The organism is Buttiauxella gaviniae (assembly GCF_040786275.1).
In the GTDB taxonomy this organism is placed as follows: domain Bacteria; phylum Pseudomonadota; class Gammaproteobacteria; order Enterobacterales; family Enterobacteriaceae; genus Buttiauxella; species Buttiauxella gaviniae_A.
Genome location: NZ_JBFMVT010000002.1, coordinates 2,266,454 through 2,286,022, shown reverse-complemented (window position 1 = coordinate 2,286,022; position 19,569 = coordinate 2,266,454). Strand labels below are relative to the sequence as shown.

The 19,569-nt window shown below is 57.9% G+C and carries 5 protein-coding genes; all 5 read left to right on the top strand.

The genetic code is table 11. The features are described 5' to 3' along the window. Window positions 1–153 precede the first annotated feature (153 nt). Window positions 154–12,867, top strand: coding sequence for an Ig-like domain-containing protein (locus tag AB1E22_RS11175; RefSeq protein ID WP_367595392.1), 12,714 nt, complete (start codon window positions 154–156; stop codon window positions 12,865–12,867). A gap of 91 nt (window positions 12,868–12,958) precedes the next feature. Continuing rightward, window positions 12,959–14,881 (top strand): TolC family protein, encoded by a 1,923-nt coding sequence (locus AB1E22_RS11170; RefSeq protein WP_367595391.1) that lies wholly within the window; start codon window positions 12,959–12,961, stop codon window positions 14,879–14,881. Window positions 14,882–15,047: 166 nt separating this feature from the next. Continuing rightward, window positions 15,048–15,836, top strand: a complete 789-nt coding sequence (locus AB1E22_RS11165; protein ID WP_367595390.1) for an efflux RND transporter periplasmic adaptor subunit — start codon at window positions 15,048–15,050, stop codon at window positions 15,834–15,836. Continuing rightward, entirely contained in the window at window positions 15,833–17,185 is a 1,353-nt protein-coding gene (locus AB1E22_RS11160; protein WP_367595389.1) for an efflux RND transporter periplasmic adaptor subunit, read from the top strand. Before AB1E22_RS11165 ends, AB1E22_RS11160 begins: the two co-directional genes overlap by 4 nt. After that, entirely contained in the window at window positions 17,182–19,290 is a 2,109-nt protein-coding gene (locus AB1E22_RS11155; RefSeq protein ID WP_367595388.1) for an HlyD family efflux transporter periplasmic adaptor subunit, read from the top strand. The genes AB1E22_RS11160 and AB1E22_RS11155 overlap by 4 nt, the downstream gene beginning before the upstream one ends. The last annotated feature ends 279 nt before the right edge of the window (window positions 19,291–19,569 follow it).

Here is a 19,569-nt window from a genome sequence, read left to right as displayed (position 1 = left end):
AACCGACCTGAAATGAAAGTCGATTTCTCCAGGATTATTCTCATAAACATTCGTAAATATTATGTAATAAGGGGATCTAATACATTCATATTATGTAAGTTGCATGTATCATTGTTGTTAATGCTACCGAAGTTGCTAACAGAGTGATGCGCCATGTCCAGACAAAGAAACGATAATCCCACCCGTCCACGTCATCACCGTTTCGCTCTGGAGCCACGTCAATTGTTTGATGGTGCAGCCGTTGTTGAAGCCGCACATCATGCGGATAATCCGCTGGATGCCCCGCATCACGATAACGCGCCTGACGCATCGAAAGCGGTCTTCGTGCCGCCCGCCCCTGTTCCGGCACCGGCATCCATCACCGCCCCAGCACCTGCTGACGCCCCTGCCCCACATGAAGTTTATGTCGTCGATAGTCACGTTCAGAACTGGCAATCACTGGTTAGCCAGTTGCCAGAAGGCAGCCGCGTACTGGTGCTGGACGCGCAGCATTCCGGGCTTGAGCAGATCAACGACGCGCTAAAAAATGATAAAAACATCACGGCGATTCACATCATCAGCCACGGTGCCAGCGACGAAATCACGCTCGGTAGCGACAAACTTAATAACCAGACCATTGGGCAATATCAGCAGCAATTAGAACAGCTTGGCGAAAAGCTCACGGCCGACGGCGATATTTTGCTGTACGGCTGCAACGTCACATCGCAAGACACCACGCTGATCACCCGTCTGGCGGATTACACCCATGCAGATGTCGCGGCGTCGAATGACGAAACCGGCAGCGCGGAAAAAGCCGCCGACTGGACGCTGGAATCCCACACCGGCGTTATCGAAACGCGGTCGCTCTCGCTGGCATATGATGGCGTTTTGCAAGCGCCCGAACTCACCATCACTACGCCCGATATGGTGGTTTCCGAGCCAACCACGCTGCATCCCGGAGCCGAAACAGGCAGTTTTAGCGGCATAACGCTTAATGCCAGCGATGAAAATGTCGCGATAAGCGTGAGCCTGACGAACGAAGCCGCGGGCAATCTCGTTAACGGGGCAACATCCGGGAAATCACTGGAATTTGTCGGTTCAGCGGCGGATGCGCAGGCCTGGCTTAACGCGCTGAGATTTACCGCCAGCGATACGGAGCTGGGCCATCAATCGGTTTCAACCGACGTGCAGTTTTATGTCCTGAGTTTTTCTGGCAATGACAGCCTCGTCACGCATATCACCATCACACCTGCCAACGATCCGGTAACCATTGTCACCACGCCGTTATCCGTGCCGGAAAACAACGGCTCGGGCACCGTGATTACCGAAGCCACGCTCCAGGCCATTGATCCCGAACTGGATATTGGCGCGCAAAATGCGTCGCAAATTGTCTACAGCCTGACGGCGATGCCGCAATACGGTTATCTGACGTTAAACGGCACGCGGCTGGGCGCCGGTTCGGTGTTTACGCAGCAAGATGTGCGCAATGGCGCGCTGAAGTATGTCCACACCGCTACGGGCAGCGCGCAAAACACCGCCGACAGTTTTTCTGCCCGGGCGAACGACGGCGCAACGCCAATCGACCAGTCTGCAAGCGTGACGGTCAGCCTTGAAATTGTGCCTGAAAACCAACTGCCGACGGTTCAGGGCAGCGGCATCGTCTTTGAAGGCCAGCCCGCCAATGCGGCGAATACCGGAAACGTCGGGCAGTACATTGTTGCCACCAGCGGCGGCGATACCCAGGACACCAATCTCACCCTGACCATCACCTCGCTGCCAGCCCATGGCACGCTCTATTTTGATGGGGTTCCGGTGCAGGTCGGGCAGCAAATTGCCTACGCCGATCGCAGCCGCTTAACCTACGCCAATGACGGCGAAGATGGGATTGCGCAGGATAACTTTGGCGTGCGCGTCACCGACCAGGGTGGCGGGACGGGCACACCGGCCAGCAGCGATGCGGTAATTGCTCTTAACATTCAACCGGTTGATGACGACCCGTTCCTGGATACTAATTCCAGTTTGCATGCGGATGTCACCCCCGGCCCGGCGGATGTGGTTTTAACACCTGAGATGCTCTCAGGTCTTGATACCGACTCCCCCGCTGAGCGCGTCAGTTTTGTGGTCGATGCCGCAGGGCTAACCCACGGCTATTTGACGCTCAACGGGTTACGTTTAAGAACCGGTGACACCTTCAGCATGGAAGACGTGATTGAAGGCAAAGTCGCGTATGTGCAGTATCTCAACGCGCAGCCCGGCGGCATTGATGTCTTTAACTTCCGCGTCATCGACCACTCAACGGCCCTGCGCTGGAATGCGGACGGCAGCACGTTTACGCGCCAGGGCGGGATTTGGGATGGCAACAGCGCAAGCGATCAGTTAACCCATTTCCAGTTCACCATCGGTTTAGCTCGCCTTGCCAATAACCCCACGCCGGACCAGGTCGCCCCGTGGGATGTTCCCCCCGCGACCAATAACTCCGGTTACATCGGGATTGATGTCACGAACCCAACGCTGCCGCCGCATGGTTCGATTAACGAAGGGGGCTCGCTGGTGCTTTCCGGCACCGGGAATATCACTAACTCCACGCCGGGTCTGAGCTATGTGTTGCCCGGCATCGACCCCGAGCAGATCGTCTATACCTATCTCGGCACCGATGCGGGTCAAAACGGCCTGACTATCCTGAAAAGCGATGGCAATGGCGGCACGACAACCATCAACACGTTTGGCACGTTTACCCAGGCGGATCTGGATGCGGGGCTTGTGCGCATTGTGCATGACGGTGGGGAAAACTTCGTCTTTAACGCCCATTTCTCTGTTTCCGCAGGGCAAGTCACGCTGGATGCCCGCGGCAATCCGGTTCCGGTGACCTGGAACCCGGATCTGAAAATCTTCGTCACGCCCGTTAACGATGCGCCGGTGATTTCCGGCTCCTCCAACACGGTTCTGGCAGAAGGCGAAACGATTTATATCACCACGTCTCAGCTACAACTCAGCGACCCGGACGATGCCAATAGCGGCTCGCCGTGGGAAACGCTGACGCAAATCAACGGCAGTAATAACTTTGCGTTGAACAACGACGCAACGGGCGCGAATGCGCTCAAAATCGTCTTCCAGTCGCTGCCGACCGGCGGCGTGCTGCAATATTTTAACGGCACGACGTGGGTGACGATCACCAGCGCGGATATCGGCACGCTCAAACTCGATGCCAGCTTATTGAAAAGCGATAACAGCAGCGGCCTGCGGTTTGTCAGTAACGGGTCTGAGGTGCGTAGCACGGAGTTTATCGTCTCGGCGGTTGACCGGTGGGGAGCGTCGTCTGCCGTCAACGCGAGGGTGGGCATTGTTATCACCAACGTTAACGATGGCCCGCAAATTCCTCTCACGCCGGATAGCCCCGGCGTGGTGGTTCCGCCGGATTCACCGAACAATATCGGCGGCCAGCCTGCCAATAATCCGGCTACGGTCGTTGAGGGCGGCTATGTCCAGCTCAATAACACCCAGCTCCAGGCCTACGATCCGGACAGTTCCGCCGTCCAGGTGCAATACACCGTAACCACCGCCCCGGCTCATGGGCGTCTTGCTTATTCGACGGACGGCGTCAATTTCAGCGCCATAGGCAGCGGCTCAACCTTCACTCAGGATGACATCAACAAAGGTTATATTTATTACCTGAATAACGGGGATGAGATCACCGGAAACGGCCTGAACAACGATGGCTTTAATTTCACGATCTCTGATGGCGACAAAGAGCAAACCGGTAATCGCTTTGCGATTAATGTCACGCCAACTAATGATAAACCGACGGTAACCGCCCCCTCCGGGCCGATTGATATTGGCGGCGATAGTCATAACGTTCGCGGTTTTGTGATTGCCGACCCGGATATTTCCAGCGGTTCGAGCGCCACCAATATCCTTCAGACCACGGTGCGCCTGCTGCATAGCGACGGCTCCGCCTTCACCCTGAGTGACTACAACAACATTTTACTGAGTACCGATAACCCAGGCGGCGCAACGGTTAGCGGAGGTACCGGCAGCTATCTGGTGCTGACCGGCACCGTGGCACAGATTAACGGTGCGCTTGCCAGTTTACGTGTGGCTTTCCCTGACGACCGCAACACCACCTACCAGGTGCAGGTGATCACCGATGACCGTCTGCGTGACAATACCGGTCAGCTCCTGGGAACGGCAAACGGCGGCCCGGTAAACCAGCCCGCAACGCCTGCGTTTGGCACAGCACCTGGCGCTGTCGATACCACAAATTACAACTGGTATCTGGACGGCGTTCCGGCTAACAACGGGAACATCACCGCCAATCAGGTGGTGATCAACGCCTCAGAAATTAACGATCCCGGCTCGCTGGCGGTAGGCAATACCGATAAAACCACCTTTGAAGATCAGCCTACGCGTATCGGCGGGGACATCACCATTACCGACGTGGAATCGAACGCCTTTGGCAAACCGGTTACCGTCACGCTCACCGTCCCACAGGGGCAGTTGGGCATTGGCGGGGCGACAGGTGACACCGAATTAAACGGTGTGACGATTCAGGGCGATAACAGCGGCACGCTGATTTTAACCGGCACCGCCAGCGCGATTCAGGCGCTGCTCAATGACCCGACAAATGGCCTGACTTACCTGAGCGCGAAAGATGCCAACCACGACCAGAACGGCGCGGCGGCAGGCGATGTGACGCTGAATATTCACCTCGACACTACCGCGTCAAACGTCGGGGATAATACCGGCACTCCGCCAGCAGATGTGCAGATTGCGATAACCATCACCCCGGTCAACGATGCGCCGACCATTACCGCGCCGTCTGATACGTTGCTGCTCGACAACAACGCGCCGGGCGGAAATAGCGTCGGCGGCTTCGTGATTGCTGACCCGGATGTCACAGACGCGGGCGGCATCGCAACGGGTGAAAACGACATTGTTCAGGTGACGGTGCGCATTACCAACCAGGACGGCACGCCTTTCACCATCGAGCAGTACCGCAATCAGCAAAACTCAGCGATCAATATCTCTTCCCTGAATACGACCTCTGGCGTTACGGTTCAGACCACCAGCCCGGATGGCATTAACCCGCCTTCCAACGGGGTTAACGCCCCGCTGGTCATTACTGGCACCGTCGCGCAAATCAATGCTTATCTGGCGCAGTTACAAGTCAGAATGAACGGGATCTCGCTGGACGATGCGGATCAATACTTCCACGTTGAAGTGATCGTTGACGATCGGGTTCGCGATGCAAACGGCAACCTGACGGGAACCGCCAACGGCGGGGAAAACCTTAGCGCAAGCGGCGTGGGCACCTCGCCGGTACCCAACGCGGTGATAAACCCGTACGGGGCAATTCCAGGCGGCCTTGAGCAAAACGTCGCCTCGACTTATCGCACCGTTTTCCAGAGCAGCATTAACGATCCGGCCCATATTGAGCTTGGCGGCAGCCCGGTTCTTAACACCAACGAAAGCAGCGCCACGGTCACGCTGCCGCCGATTACCATCAGCGATTCCGATGCGGGCAGCCAGTCCATGACGGTGACCGTGAAACTCCCCACCGGTTTTGTGTTTGTTGCCCCAACCGGCAGCGGCGGCACCGTGGCGGGCGCGGGCACCGATACCCTGACATTTACCGGATCTTATACCCAAATTAATAGCTACCTGGCGGGGCTGAAAGTGACTCTGCCAGATGCGCCAGGCAGTGCGACCGCCGCAGACTGGAACGGGAGCTTTGGCGTGACCGTCACGGTGAACGACGGCGGCAACTCCGGATCGCGTCCGGGGACGTTACCTAACCTCACCGATCCGAACGCCGATCCCGGCCAGGTTGATTACGCAGACGGCACCTCGGCGGTGCTGATCACCACCCGTCAGTTTACCTTCACCGTTAATCCGGTGAATGACGCGCCTGTTGTTTCCGGCACGCCTTCGGTCACCATTCCTACGCTTGAAGAAGACACCCTCGCGGGGAGCGTTTCCGGCTCAACCGTTGGGAGTCTGTTTGCCGGATTCTTTAACGACGAGCGCGACACCATTAATAACAGCGGCAACGGCGGAACGGGCGGCACCACGGCTGACAGCTTCTATGGCGTGGCGATTACGCAGGTAACGACTAACGCCGCCCAGGGTGAATGGCAATATTCCCTGGATGGCGTTAACTGGCTTGCGGTTGGCAACCGCAGCGACAGCAACGCGCTAGTACTCACCGCCACCGCCTCCCTGCGTTTTGTGCCCGCAGCCAACTACTTTGGTACACCTGCAACGCTTGGTGTACGCCTGGTAGAAACCAACGCTAACGGCGATGTTTCTACCTCTCCAGGCGTTCCGGCAAACGGTAGCGTTGTTAATATCAGCGCCACCTCAGCACACGGCGGCACGTCAATATTCAGCCAGGGTCTGGTCACGCTGAACACCGTCATCAGCAACATTAATGACCGCCCAACGCTTGGCGACACCACGCTGACCATCGCCGAAGATACGCCGACGCCTAAAACGGTGGGCGAGTTATTCCAGCCGGTTTACAGCGACGCCACCGATAACCAGAGCGGTATTGCAGGCGGCGGTAACGCCAGCGGCGCATTGGGTTACATCGCGATTTACGGCAATACCACAGACGCCAGCAAAGGCCACTGGGAATACAGCGCAGACGGAACCACCTGGACGACGCTCCCAACTAATATCACCTTTGATAACGCCTTTGTACTGGCCAGCACCGCGCAGATGCGCTTTGTGCCACTGGCCGATTACAACGGGACAGTGACCGGCGGCCTGCAACTGCGCGCTTCCGACAGCGCAGACACAGGATTAATTGGCGTATTTAACCAGCGCGTTAATTTGAGCGATTTCTCAAGCGACACTAACCTGACGAAACACTGGTCGAATGAAGCCACGCTTGCGGTCAATATCACTGCGGTTGCCGATGCGGCGAATGACACCTGGAGCACTCACGCCAATGTGCCGCTGGTGAAAAACGCCAGCGATCTGTTGAGTAACGACTCCTTCACCAATGCGGATAAAACGATTACCGCCGTCACGCAGCCGACAAACGGGACGCTGACCTATGTCGGCGGCGTGCTGACCTATACGCCAAACCGGGGCTTTGTTGGCGTCGACAGCTACGAATACACCGTGGTGAGCGGCGGCATTACTGAAAAAGCCACGGTGACGATAAACGTCACCAACCTCGCGCCGATCGCCGTAAACGACAACCAAACCATCAACGAAGACACCTCCGCTGCGGGTAACGTCCTGACAAATGACAGGGACCCGGACGGCGCGGTCGACACCCTGACCGTGAAGTCTTTCACCGTTGAAGGGCAAACGTACGCGGCGGGCACAACCGTTACGCTTGCGGGCAGTCACGGTACTCTTCGCATTAATACGGACGGGAGTTACACCTACACCCCAGGCGGCGACTGGCACGGTGATATTCCGGTGACCTATGTCGTCACCGATAGCAATATGGGCGGCGATACCGTCGGCAGGCTCGGCCTGCACGTCGCCGCGGTAGAAGATGCCAAAGATAATGTCGAAATCGCCCACACCGGGACGGTCATCACCACCGATGTCATGGCGGACGACACTTTTGTTAATGCGGATAAAAGAATCACCAGCTTTACCCAGGGGCAATACGGCACCGTCACCGTTGGGCCGGGAAATAGCCTGATTTACACCCCGACACAGGGTTATGTCGGCCAGGACAGTTACACCTATACCGTGACCAGCGGCGGCGTCACGGAAACCGCGACCGTGTTTATTCTGCTGACCAACACCCCGCCGACCGCCAGCAACCAGTTTGCGTCCACCAATGAAGATACCGCCCTTGACGGTAACGTCCTGCGCGTATTGATCGACCCGGATGGCGACCCGCTGCATGTCACTGACTTCCAGATCGCGGGCATTGCTGGAACGCATCAGGCTGGCGAAACCGTGAATATCGCCGGGAAAGGCTCCTTTACCTTACGCACCGACGGCAGCTACTCGTTTATTCCCGTTGCCGACTGGAATGGCGCCGTGCCGACTATTACGTTTAACGTCTCGGATAACACCTTCGACCCGCCGACCCAAAGCTCGCTGGATATTACCGTCACGCCGGTAGTCGATATTGTGTCAGACACGGTGTCGACCCACGCGGGCACGCCCGTAACCATCGATGCGCTGCGAAACGACCGCTTTACCAATACCGATGCCACCATCACCGCGACGGGTACGGCGCAGCATGGCACCGTGAGTATTGTGAATAATCAGTTGGTCTACACGCCAGCCGCCGGATATGTCGGCGACGACACCTTTACCTATACCGTCACCAGCGGCGGCGTGACGGAAACGGCCCGCGTCACCGTCACCATGACCAACACCTTGCCGACCGTGCCGAATGTCTATATCACCACCGCAGAAGACGGCATTATTCTCGACACGCTGCTGGGTGGCGCGACCGATAGCGACAACGATAATCTGAGCATCGTCAAGTTCACGATTAACGGCACCGACTACCCCGCCGGGCTTACCGGCGTGGTGATCCCCGGCATGGGAAGAATTACCATCACCCAGGAAGGGTTATATGCTTTCACCCCGGTCGCAGACTGGAACGGCACGCTACCGCCGATTACCTATACCGTAAGCGACGGGAATAACGGCGGCGAGGTGACCAGCACCCTGGTGATCAACGTGACGCCGGTTGTCGATATTCAGCCTGACCAGGCAAGCACCCACTCCGATGACGCGGTAGTGATTAATGTGCTGGCAAATGACACGTTCAGAAATGCCGATCGCACCGTCACGGCGTCGTCCGTCACTCAGCAAGGCGGCAGAGTAGAAGTCTTGTCGGATAACACCGTGCGCTACACGCCACCGCAGGGTTTTGCCGGGCGCGATAGTTTTGCCTATTCGGTCACCAGCGGCGGCATCACAGAAACCAGTATCGTTTCGATTGTGGTGAGTAACACCTCGCCTCAAAGCGGCAATATGCAGCTCACCATGGACGAAGATGCGTCCCCGCTCGCAGGTCGGCTGGATGTCACCGACCCTGATAACGACGTGCTGCGCGTAACCTCTTTCCAGGTCGAAGGCTTTGGTGTTATTACGGTTCCGGACAACTCGACGACCCCGGTCTCCTTCACCATTCCGAACGTCGGGGTGTTCACGCTCACCTCTACCCTGCAATACACCTTTACGCCAGTGCCAGACTGGAACGGTGTGGTGCCGCAAATCAGCTACACGGTGACGGATGATAACAACGGCGGGGAAACCACCGGCCTGATTGATATTGTCGTCAATTCGCGTGTCGACGCCCAAAATGACAACGACACAATTCATGCCGGAACGAGCTCCACGGTTAACGTCCTGACCAATGACAGTTTCGTCAATCCGGATAAAACCATTACCCGCGTCACCAACGGGAATTACGGCACCGTCACTATTGGCGCGAACGGTGACATTACCTACACCCCGTCCCCTGAATTTGTCGGCAGCGACAGCTATACCTACACCGTCACCAGCGGGGGGATTACGGAAACCGCCACGGTTTATGTCACCGTCACCAACGCCGCGCCGGTCGCGCAGCCTGATGTCAATTCAGGCCTTGAAGACACCACGATCGAAGGCAACGTGTTAAGCAACGATAGCGATGCGGATAACAGCTCAACGGTGCAGGATAATCTGCGCGTCACCAGCTTCAACCTGCTCGGCGAAACCCTGCCGCGCCAGGTCGGGAGCGAGGTCTTTATTGCCGGGCAGGGGCGATTTACCCTGAACGCGGATGGCAGCTATAAATTCGTCCCTCTTGCCGACTGGAACGGCACGCTGCCGGTGATCACCTACCAGATAAGCGATGGGCATAACGGCGGAACCGCCAGCAGCACCCTCACCTTAACGGTGACGCCAGTTGACGACATCGTGCAGGACACATCGACCACCCATGCGGGTGTTCCGGTCGAAATCGACGTGCTCGCCAATGACAATTTTTCCAATAGCGATAAGCAGATCACCGCCACCACCAACGGCCTGCACGGTACAACCACCATTGTGAACGGGAAGGTCATCTACACGCCGGTAGCCGGTTTTGTCGGCTCCGATGTGTTCGCCTATACCGTCACCAGCGGCGACGTGCGCGAAACCACGTTTGTCACGGTTCAAATCACCAACACGCCGCCCGTCGCCAACCCTGATCCTGGCGAAGCGCCAGAAGACACCGTGGCGAGCGGCAATCTGCTGGCTAACGACACCGACGTAGACATTGCAGACAAAAATGCGCTCACCGTCACCGGATTTACCGTCAACGGCACCCTGTATGCCCCAGGAGCTGCGGCAACGCTTGCTGGCATGGGCGTGCTGACCGTCCAGGCGAACGGCGACTGGACATTTACGCCCGTTGCCGACTGGAACGGCACCGTACCGCTGGTGAGCTACAACATCAGCGATGGCAATAACGGCGGCGTCTCCAGCTCCACGTTAAGCATCACCATCACAGCGGTACAAGATGCGTTTAACGACCAGATTTCCGTTCACGGCAACAGCTCGGTCACCACCGATGTGCTGGCAAATGACACTTTCCAGAATAGCGACAAAGTGATTCAGAGCGTCACCCAGGGCGCGAACGGCTCGGTCACTATCGTCAACGGGCAGATTACCTATAAACCTAACGTCGGTTTTGTGGGCAACGACAGCTACACCTATACCGTCCTGAGCGGCGGAATCCAGGAAACGGCGACAGTTCTGGTAACGGTGATAGACCGCTTGCCGGTCACCGGCCCCGACACCAATGTCACGCCTGAAGATAACGTCGTCACCGGAAATGTGCTGCTAAACGATAGCGATCCGGATGGCGATCCGCTCATCGTCACGCAGTTTAACGTCGACGGGCAGACGGCTCCGGCGGGCTATCCGGTGATTATTGCGGGCGTCGGCGAATTTACCCTACGCAGTGACGGCAGCTACACGCTGACGCCGATTGCCGACTGGAACGGCACCGTGCCGACGGTTACTTACACCGTCAGCGATACGCTGCTGGGCGGCACCGCCACCGGCACGCTGAACATCACCGTTTCGCCAGTGACCGACATTAATGCCGATACCGCCACCACGCACGCGGGTCGCCCGGTCACAACCGATGTGCTGGCAAACGACAGTTTCAGCAACCCTGACGCCACCATCACCGCCGTCACCAATGGTACAAACGGCACGGCGACCCTGCAAAACGGGCAGATTATTTACACCCCGCGCAGCGGTTTTGTCGGCACCGATACATACACCTACACCGTAACCAGCGGTGGCGTGACGGAAACCACAACGGTCACCGTCATCGTCACTAACAGCGTGCCGGTAGTGAATCCGGAAGGGGCCATTACGCCGCAGGGCACGCCGGTTTCCGGAAACGTCCTCACCAACGACCGCGACCCGGACGGCGACCCGATTTATCTCTCTGGCTTCCTGGTTGACGGCAATCGCTACAATGCGGGCGACACCGCCGTGCTGGCGGGCATCGGCAGCCTGACCGTGCTGGCTGACGGCCGCTACAGCTTTACCCCAGACGCCAACTGGCACGGCTTCGTTCCCGCCGTCACCTATACCATCAGCGACGGCAACGAAGGCGGCAATACCAACGGCACGCTGCGCCTGTTGGTCGCTCCGTCGGTGGAAATTCAGGTGAAAGAGTCCGGCCTGACGCCGCTTGAGCCGGGGGCGCAAGAAGTTAGCGGCACGCTGGATGTGCTCTCGCTCGATAAGCTGCAAACGTTCACCTTCCAGGGCCGCGTGATCACCGCCGAGCAACTGCTGCAGCTCAATCCGCTCTCGCCGATCACCATCGAAACCGCGACCGGCACCATAACCCTGCTGGCGTACTACAGCCCGCGGGATGGCGAAGCGCACATTGATTATCGCTTCACCTTGCGCGAAGCGGTTTCCCAGCCAGGCCAGGTCAGCACTTATAACGACTACGGCGTGCAGGTGAACGGCGTGACCGTCGGCCAGCTACGCATCACCGTATTTAACGACAACCCAACGGCCTCCAATGACGGCGCTGAAATTTTGCAGGACCAGGGCCAGGAATCGGCCAGCGGGAATGTCTTTAGCGATGACCGCATCGGGGCTGATGGCGCGGCGAACAACGGGCCAGTGACCGGGGTTATCTCGCAAAATACCGGGGCCGCAGGCACCATCGGCGGCACCAGCAACGGGCAATACGGCGCGCTGTTCCTCGATAGCCAGGGCAACTGGCGCTATCAGGTTAACACCAGCGACCCGCGCGTCGCTGCCCTTGAGGCCAACGCCACGCTGACCGAAGTCTTTGTCTACACCATCACCGACAGCGACGGCGATGTCAGCGAAGCGCGTCTGACCATCCAGATTCATGGCGTCACCGCCATGCCAAACGTCAATGGCGATCAACGATTTGGCCCGGAGGACGAAGAGCCGCTCCAGGCTTACAGCCAAAGCTACGAACCGGGCCTGTTTATTTTGCCACTCGTCTATGATCTACAAAGCGATGCGGTGGGTCTGCAGTTCCGGCTTAACAGCCAGTTCGCCGCCTATGGCTATGGCATCGAGCATGCCAACGCTCCGGTGATGCAGCAGGCCGTGCTGTTCTCACGCTGGTACAACGACACCCGCGCCCAGCGCAGTTTGCCGGGTTTAGAAAACAACGCGCTGGGGCAAAACGCCCTGGGCCATTCCTTTGGCCCGTTTGCCATAGGACAAGCCGATCAACGTTCAGGCGCTGCCCCAGAAACACCGGCAGCCCCGACGGCCGTGGCCCAGGAATTGCCGCAGGCGGAGGAAGTGCCGGTCATTACTTTGGGAGCACAACCGCTATCCGCGCAGCTCGCGGCTTTAGAAAAACACAATTTGGCGTCTGGAAAGCACATTACAGTCCCGACAATTCCTCGCCGGTAAATGGCTGAAGCAACTGTATATACCCTAAATCATTCGCGTTGCGGGCAGGCTAGCCAACGCACCAGCAGCTTGAATGATGACGGGTATTAAGATGGAAATAACAACGATGAACGCAAACGTGATGGTGTTGGCAAAAAAACGTGGCGTGCCGTTAGTCAAACCTGTTGCTGGGTTGATAGCGGTACTGATTTTGGCAGGCTGCGGCACCATTAAACCGGAACCGCTCACCCAGGACGAAATTACCGCGCGAGTGAACCGCGACCGTACAGAGATGTACCGTGGGCAAGAGGCACTGCGCGGCCCCTTAACGCTGTCTGATGCGATGGCTCGCGCGCTGAAATACAACCTCGACTACCGTCTGAAAATGATGGAAACCGCGCTCTCCCGCAGCCTGCTGGATGTTTCGCAGCAAGATATGCTGCCAAAACTGATGGCGGATGCGGGCTATCGCTGGCGCGATAACGACTCAGGCGGCACCAGCGTCGGTATCGACGATGGCGTGGTGAGTTTGCGGCCTTCCACGTCTGAAGAGCGCGAGCACTATCTTTCCAGCGCCACCTTCTCCTGGGATGTGCTTGATTTCGGCATGAGCTACTTCCGCGCCAAACAGCAGGCCGACGAAGTCAATATTGCCGAAGAGCGCCGTCGCAAAGTGCTGCAAAACATCGTGCAGGAAGTGCGTGACGCCTACTGGCGTGCATTAGGCGCCCAGCGTTTGCTCGACGAAACCCAACCGCTCGCCGAACAAATTGCGCAGGCGCTGGATAAAACCCGTGAAGCCGAACAGGCCGGGATCCTGCCGCCAATCGAAGGGCTGGAATATCAACGCGCCCTGCTCGATGGGATGACGCTGCTGAACCAAAAACGTCAGCAAATGGAGCTGGCGAAAAGCGAGCTGACGGCGCTGATCAACCTGCCGCCGGGCACGCCGCTGGTGTTGCAGGACACGCCAGGGCCGCTGGCTCCGGCTCCGACCAACATCGATAAACTTGAGCAGATGGCGCTCGAACGCCGCCCGGAACTGCGCGAAGAAGATTACAAAACCCGTATCGACAGCTACGAAACCAAGCGCCAGATTGCGTCGCTATTCCCGAATCTGAATCTGTTCGCCAGCATCAACTACGACTCCAACGACTATCTCTACAACAGCAACTGGATTGAGAGCGGCGTGGGCGTCTCAATGAACCTGTTCAAACTGCTGAGTATTCCGTCGATTAGCACCGCGAACGACGCCCGCGCCCAAACCGATGACGCTCGCCGCATGGCGCTGAGCATGGCGGTTCTGACGCAGGTTCGTGTCGCCACCGAACGCTACAAACTGGCCTCCTATGACTTCCAGATTGCCGAACAATCCGCCCAGGTTGACCAGCGTCTGGCGAGCATTTCCCGCGCCGGATCGGACAACTCCCTGACCAGCGATCTGGAAACCTTGAGAACCCAGGCGCGGTCAATTGTTTCACGCTTCCAGGAAGCCTCATCGTATGCCGAAGCGCAGGCCGCTTACGGGCGCGTGCTGAACTCCGTGGGCATTGATTTGCTGCCGGATCAGGTCGACAAAACCGACGTTGCCAGCTTATCGCGACAAATCCAGACAAGTTTGCGCCAGCAAGAGAGCAGCGTGTTTGCCCGCACCGCAGGCGTCGTGGTGGAAAAACACCCAATAGCGGTGCAGATCACTCGCCTGCCGTCGGGCATTTCCCGTGGCACTGTTGAGCAGTCCGTGGGCCGCGTGATAGAGGCGAATCATCTGTCGCTTGAGCCGTCCCCGAACAGCATCAATCTGCAAATGAGCTTTAGCTCCGGCTCCAGCAGCGGCACCCGCAAAGGCATATGGACGATGCGCGTCAAAGACGCCACCGGCGCGGAAGTGTTAACGCGCCAGTACACCAGCTATTTGCCAAACGAAACCAGCACGCGGTCCATCAGCGCTCTCGCGGAAGCGGCAACGTTATCAATCACCAGTGATTTGCAGCGGCTTGCAGGGGCGACGCCGGTTTTGAGCGCGGCGCCGTAACTCTGTCTGTATCGGGAACAAATGACCCCCTCCCAGCCTCCCCCTTGCCAGGGGGAGGAGTTAAATACCCCCTCCCCTGACAAGGGGAGGGCTGGGGTGGGGTCCGTCGTAGGTCGCCGACCTTAAAACGGCAATAACAGAACCATTTCATTGGAATATGAACATCATGACTCTTTTGCGTACCGCCCTCATTTTCTCACTGGTCTGGTTTTCGGCACCCACTTTTGCCGCCGAAACGCCCGCCGCACAGGGAAGCACTAACGTGCGATTCCTGGTGCTCGCCAACCGCGAAAGCCCGCTTTCAAGCGTCGTGCCGGGACGAATGGCGAAAATTAACGTGCAACTGGGCGACACGGTTACCCAGGGAAAAGTGCTGGCAAGCATGGACTGTAGCGATTTGGTGGCGCGGAAAAATGCCGCCGAAGCGGAGTATCACGCCGCCCAACTGCGCTACGAAGCCAAAGCCAAACTGCAAGGTTTGCAGTCTGCCGCAGCGCTTGAAGTGGGTTTAGCCGCATCGGAAGTTAACCGCACCAAAGGCCAAGTGGGGATTTTTGACGCCCAACTGGCGCAGTGCCGCTTTGTGGCCCCGTTCAACGGGCGCGTGGCGAAAATCTATGTCAGAGAAGGCCAGGGCATTGGCGCCGGCGCGCCGGTGATTGACCTGGTAGGCAGCGGCACGTTGCGGGCGCGTTTGAACGTGCCTTCAAGCTGGGTGGCGTGGCTGAAAATTGGCTCTCAACTTAATGCATCCGTAGGTGAAACCGGCAAGCAATACCCGCTCACCGTGACGAATATTAGCGGCAAAGTCGACGCCGTCAGCCAGACCATCGAAATCGAAACCCGCTTCCCGGAAAAAACCGACGATGTGCTGCCGGGCATGAGTGGCCAGGCCGTTGCCATTTGCCCGCCGAATGAGAGCCGTTGCCTGAATAGCGGAGCCGCAAATTCGTGACCACCAGTACAGCCTTCTACCAGCTTGCAGCCAGGGTAGAAGCGATAAGCAACTCCGCAGAGTTAGGCTTCGCTATTTGCAATGAAACGCGCCAACTGGTGGATTACCGCCAGGCGGCGCTGATCTCCCTCGCCCCTAATAATCGCGCAAAACTGGTCGCCCATTCCGGGCTCAGCGATACCGACAACAATACGCCGTATGCCCTGTGGCTTGCGGATGTCGCCAAAGAAATTGCCCCGCACTGCCGGGCATTGCCGCCGGAAGCCCGCGTGCTGGCGCTGTCGTCCGCACAACTGAGCGAACCCCTCGCCCATCAGTGGAATGAATGGCTCCCACCGCACGTCTGGGTACTGCCGCTGACCGGTGCCGACGGGGAAATTCACGCCCTCTGGTTCCTGGGGCGCGATGAAGCGTGGCCGACCTCTCTCGCCCCGACTACCCCCGAATTTACGCTGTTACAACTCAGCGGTTTGTACGGCTACGCCTGGTGGGCATTAACCGCCCGCCCGTCGCGTTTCAGGCAGTTCTGGCAGCGCAACACCGGACGCCGCCTCGGCTACATTTTGCTGGCGGTGCTGCTGGTGCTCTGTATTCCGGTGCGGGAATACACGTTGGTGCCTGCGGAAATTATCTCGCTACAAAGCGAAGTGATTGCCGCCCCGGATTCGGGCGTGATTAAACGCATGATGGTATTGCCGAATACCAATGTGGTGAAAGGCCAGGTGTTGGCAACGCTTGATGACACCACGCTGCATAACCGCCTGGCGGTGGCGCAGGCTGAACTGGAAACCACCGAAACCACGCTGCATCAGGCTTCGCAGCAGGCGATAGAAGATCAGCAGGCCAAGTCAGAGCTGGCGATGGCGGAAGGGAAATGGCGCGAGAAAAAGGTCGAAGTCGAATCGATAAAACGCGATCTCGATAAGTTAACCATTCGCGCGCCGGGCAACGGAGTTTTCGTCTATTCCGATCCGGACGATTGGGCCGGTCGCCCGGTACAAACCGGGGAGCGCATTGGCCTGCTGGCCGATCCCAATAATCTCGGCATACGCGCCTGGGCTCCGGTGAGTGAATCCACCAACCTGAATCATGGCGCACCGATGAAAGTGTTTTTGAAGGTCGCACCGCTGGATTCGTTTACCGCGAAGCTGGATTACGCGGGCTATCAAACGGTGGAGGCGCCAAACGGCATCGCCAGCTATCTGCTGCGCGGAACGCTGGAAGGTAAACCTGACGTAGCGCGAATTGGCTTGCAGGGTACGGCTCGTGTGACGGGCGACTGGGCGCTGCTCGGTTACCTGTTGTTGCGCCGCCCTATCGCCACCCTGCGCGCCGGGAGCGGCTGGTGATTAGCGATGCCGCAGCAACTGCGCCGCCGTGGCCCGCGCTGCGTGATGAACTGCGGCTCAACAGCGCGGGCAGCAACCGCGACGGCTCGCCTGCCTGGCACCTGGCCGATCCGGTGCGCAATCTCTTTTTCCGTCTTGGCTGGCTGGAAATAGAGATCCTCAAACGCTGGCAACTGGCGGATGCCGGACAAATCGCCCAGGCGATTAATCAGCAAACCACGCTGAATGTCGACGAAGAGGACATCAAAGCCTTTGTGCTGTTTTTGCAGCAGCAACAGCTTCTGCGCACCGCTCGCTACCGCCCCGCGTCGTCGGTGTGGAAATGGCTGCTGCACAGTTATCTGTTTATCCGCATTCCGCTGGTCCACCCTGAAAAAGCGCTGCGCAAAGCGCTGCCCTGGCTGCAACCGCTGTTCAGCAAAACCTTTTTGTGGCTGACGCTCTTTGTGGCGATTACCGGCATCGTGCTGGCGGCGCGGCAGTGGGATACGGTGGTCGCCACGCTGCACAATTCGGTGAGCTGGCACGGCGCAGTGGCATTTGCTATCGCCCTGGTGTTTTCGAAATGCTGGCATGAAATGGGCCACGCGCTTACCGCCACGCGCCACGGCGTGCGGGTCGGGCATATGGGCGTTGCGCTTCTGGTGATGTTGCCGATGGCCTACACCGATACCGGCGAAAGCTGGAAGCTGTTCCGCTCGCGTGACCGGCTAAAAATTGCCGCCGCGGGGATTGTTTCCGAGCTGGTGCTGGCGGCGTGGGCCACATTGCTGTGGTCTTTCGCCCCGGAAGGTAGCGTCAAAAACGCGCTGTTTTTCCTCGCCACCACCGCCTGGGTAATGACGGTTGTAGTCAACGCCAGCCCATTTATGCGTTTCGACGGCTACTACATTTTAAGCGATATTCTTGATTTCCCTGGGCTTCACGAGCGGGCAGGAAACTGGGCGAAACGGGCGATGCGCTGGCATTTGTTTGGCATTAACGACCCCGCGCCCGATAACGTCACGCCTGCTTTTGCCCGCTTTCTGACGCTCTTTGCTTTCGCCACCTGGATTTACCGCCTGCTGCTGTTTATCGGTATCGCGGTGGTGGTGTATCACGCCTTTTTTAAGGCGCTGGGTGTAATTCTGTTTTTAGTAGAGATTGTGACTTTTGTGGTGCAACCGATGATCAGAGAAATGAAAACCTGTTGGGCCCGCAGGCACGAAAGCCAGCCGTTTTACCGGCGCAGATTGCTGCTGATTGTCATCGCCGCGCTGCTGGTTATTTTTGTCCCGTGGTCGAATAAAGTGACGATGCCGGGCGTCATCGAAGCAGGTTTTGTGCAGCCGATTTATACCCCGTACAGCGCGCGCCTGGAGAAAGTTTTTGTCACCGACGGGCAGCAGGTTAAAGCCGGGCAGCCGCTTTTTGAGCTGATTGCCCCGCTGCCGGAAACCTCGCAGCGCAAAGCCGAGGAGATGCGCCGCGCATGGGAATTTAGCGCGCGCGGGGCGTTAGGGCTTGATAAAGATGGCCCGGCAAAACAGGTGCTTGCCGAACAGATGGCGCGTCAGTTCTCACTCCAGCAAAACGCAGGAAACAGTGAATTACTGCGGCTGCGGCTGGTTGCCGCTTCAAATGGCCGGATTGAAGACCGCGATCTCTCCCTGCAACCGGGCAGTTGGGTTTCCACGTCCACGCACATCGCAACCCTTGTGAATGCCGACCGCTGGCGGGTAAAAGCGCTGGTGGGCGAAGAGGATTTGGCGCGGTTAAAAGTGGGCGCGACGGCTAAAGTTTATCAAAACGCCGAGTGGCAGCCGCTGATGGGCCGCGTGGTCTCTATCGATCATAACGTGGTGACGCGCCTGCCTTCGTTGCTGCTGGCGAAAGATCACGGCGGCCCGGTGCAGCTTAACCCGACGGCTCAGGCAAAAGATTTGCGCCCGCAAGGCGTGTGGTATCGCGTGTCGATTGAAGGGAGCGGCAACACCGCGCGGCTTAGCCGAGAAAATCTCGCGGATATTTCTGTAGAGAGTCAGCGTCAAAGCCTCGCCCATCGCTGGTTTAATAGCGTCTCGTTGATGCTGATTCAGCAAACGGGCATGGGGAAAGAGGGGTAGTTTCAGGCTTGATTGTCGGATGGCGCTGCGCTTATCCGACCTACGTTTTTGATTTTGCAGTGTGGATAAGCCAAAGAGTTTTTGATTTTGCAGTGTGGGTAAGCCGAAGAGTTTTTGATTTTGTAGGGTGGATAAGTGGAAGAGTTTTTGATTTTGTAGGGTGGATAAGCCGAAGGCGTCATCCACCAGAATTGCACCAAAGTCAGCCCCTCTTTGCAGAGGGGCTAAGTCCTTGCTACAGGATGATCAATGAGGTGCATATCAATTAATGTGGCGGCT

What these genes read in the sequence shown, in the direction of transcription:
- AB1E22_RS11165 (WP_367595390.1), top strand. Translation starts at nt 15,048, where the DNA reads ATGACTCTTTTGCGTACCGCCCTCATTTTCTCACTGGTCTGGTTTTCG.
- AB1E22_RS11175 (WP_367595392.1), top strand. Translation starts at nt 154, where the DNA reads ATGTCCAGACAAAGAAACGATAATCCCACCCGTCCACGTCATCACCGT.
- AB1E22_RS11170 (WP_367595391.1), top strand. Translation starts at nt 12,959, where the DNA reads ATGGAAATAACAACGATGAACGCAAACGTGATGGTGTTGGCAAAAAAA.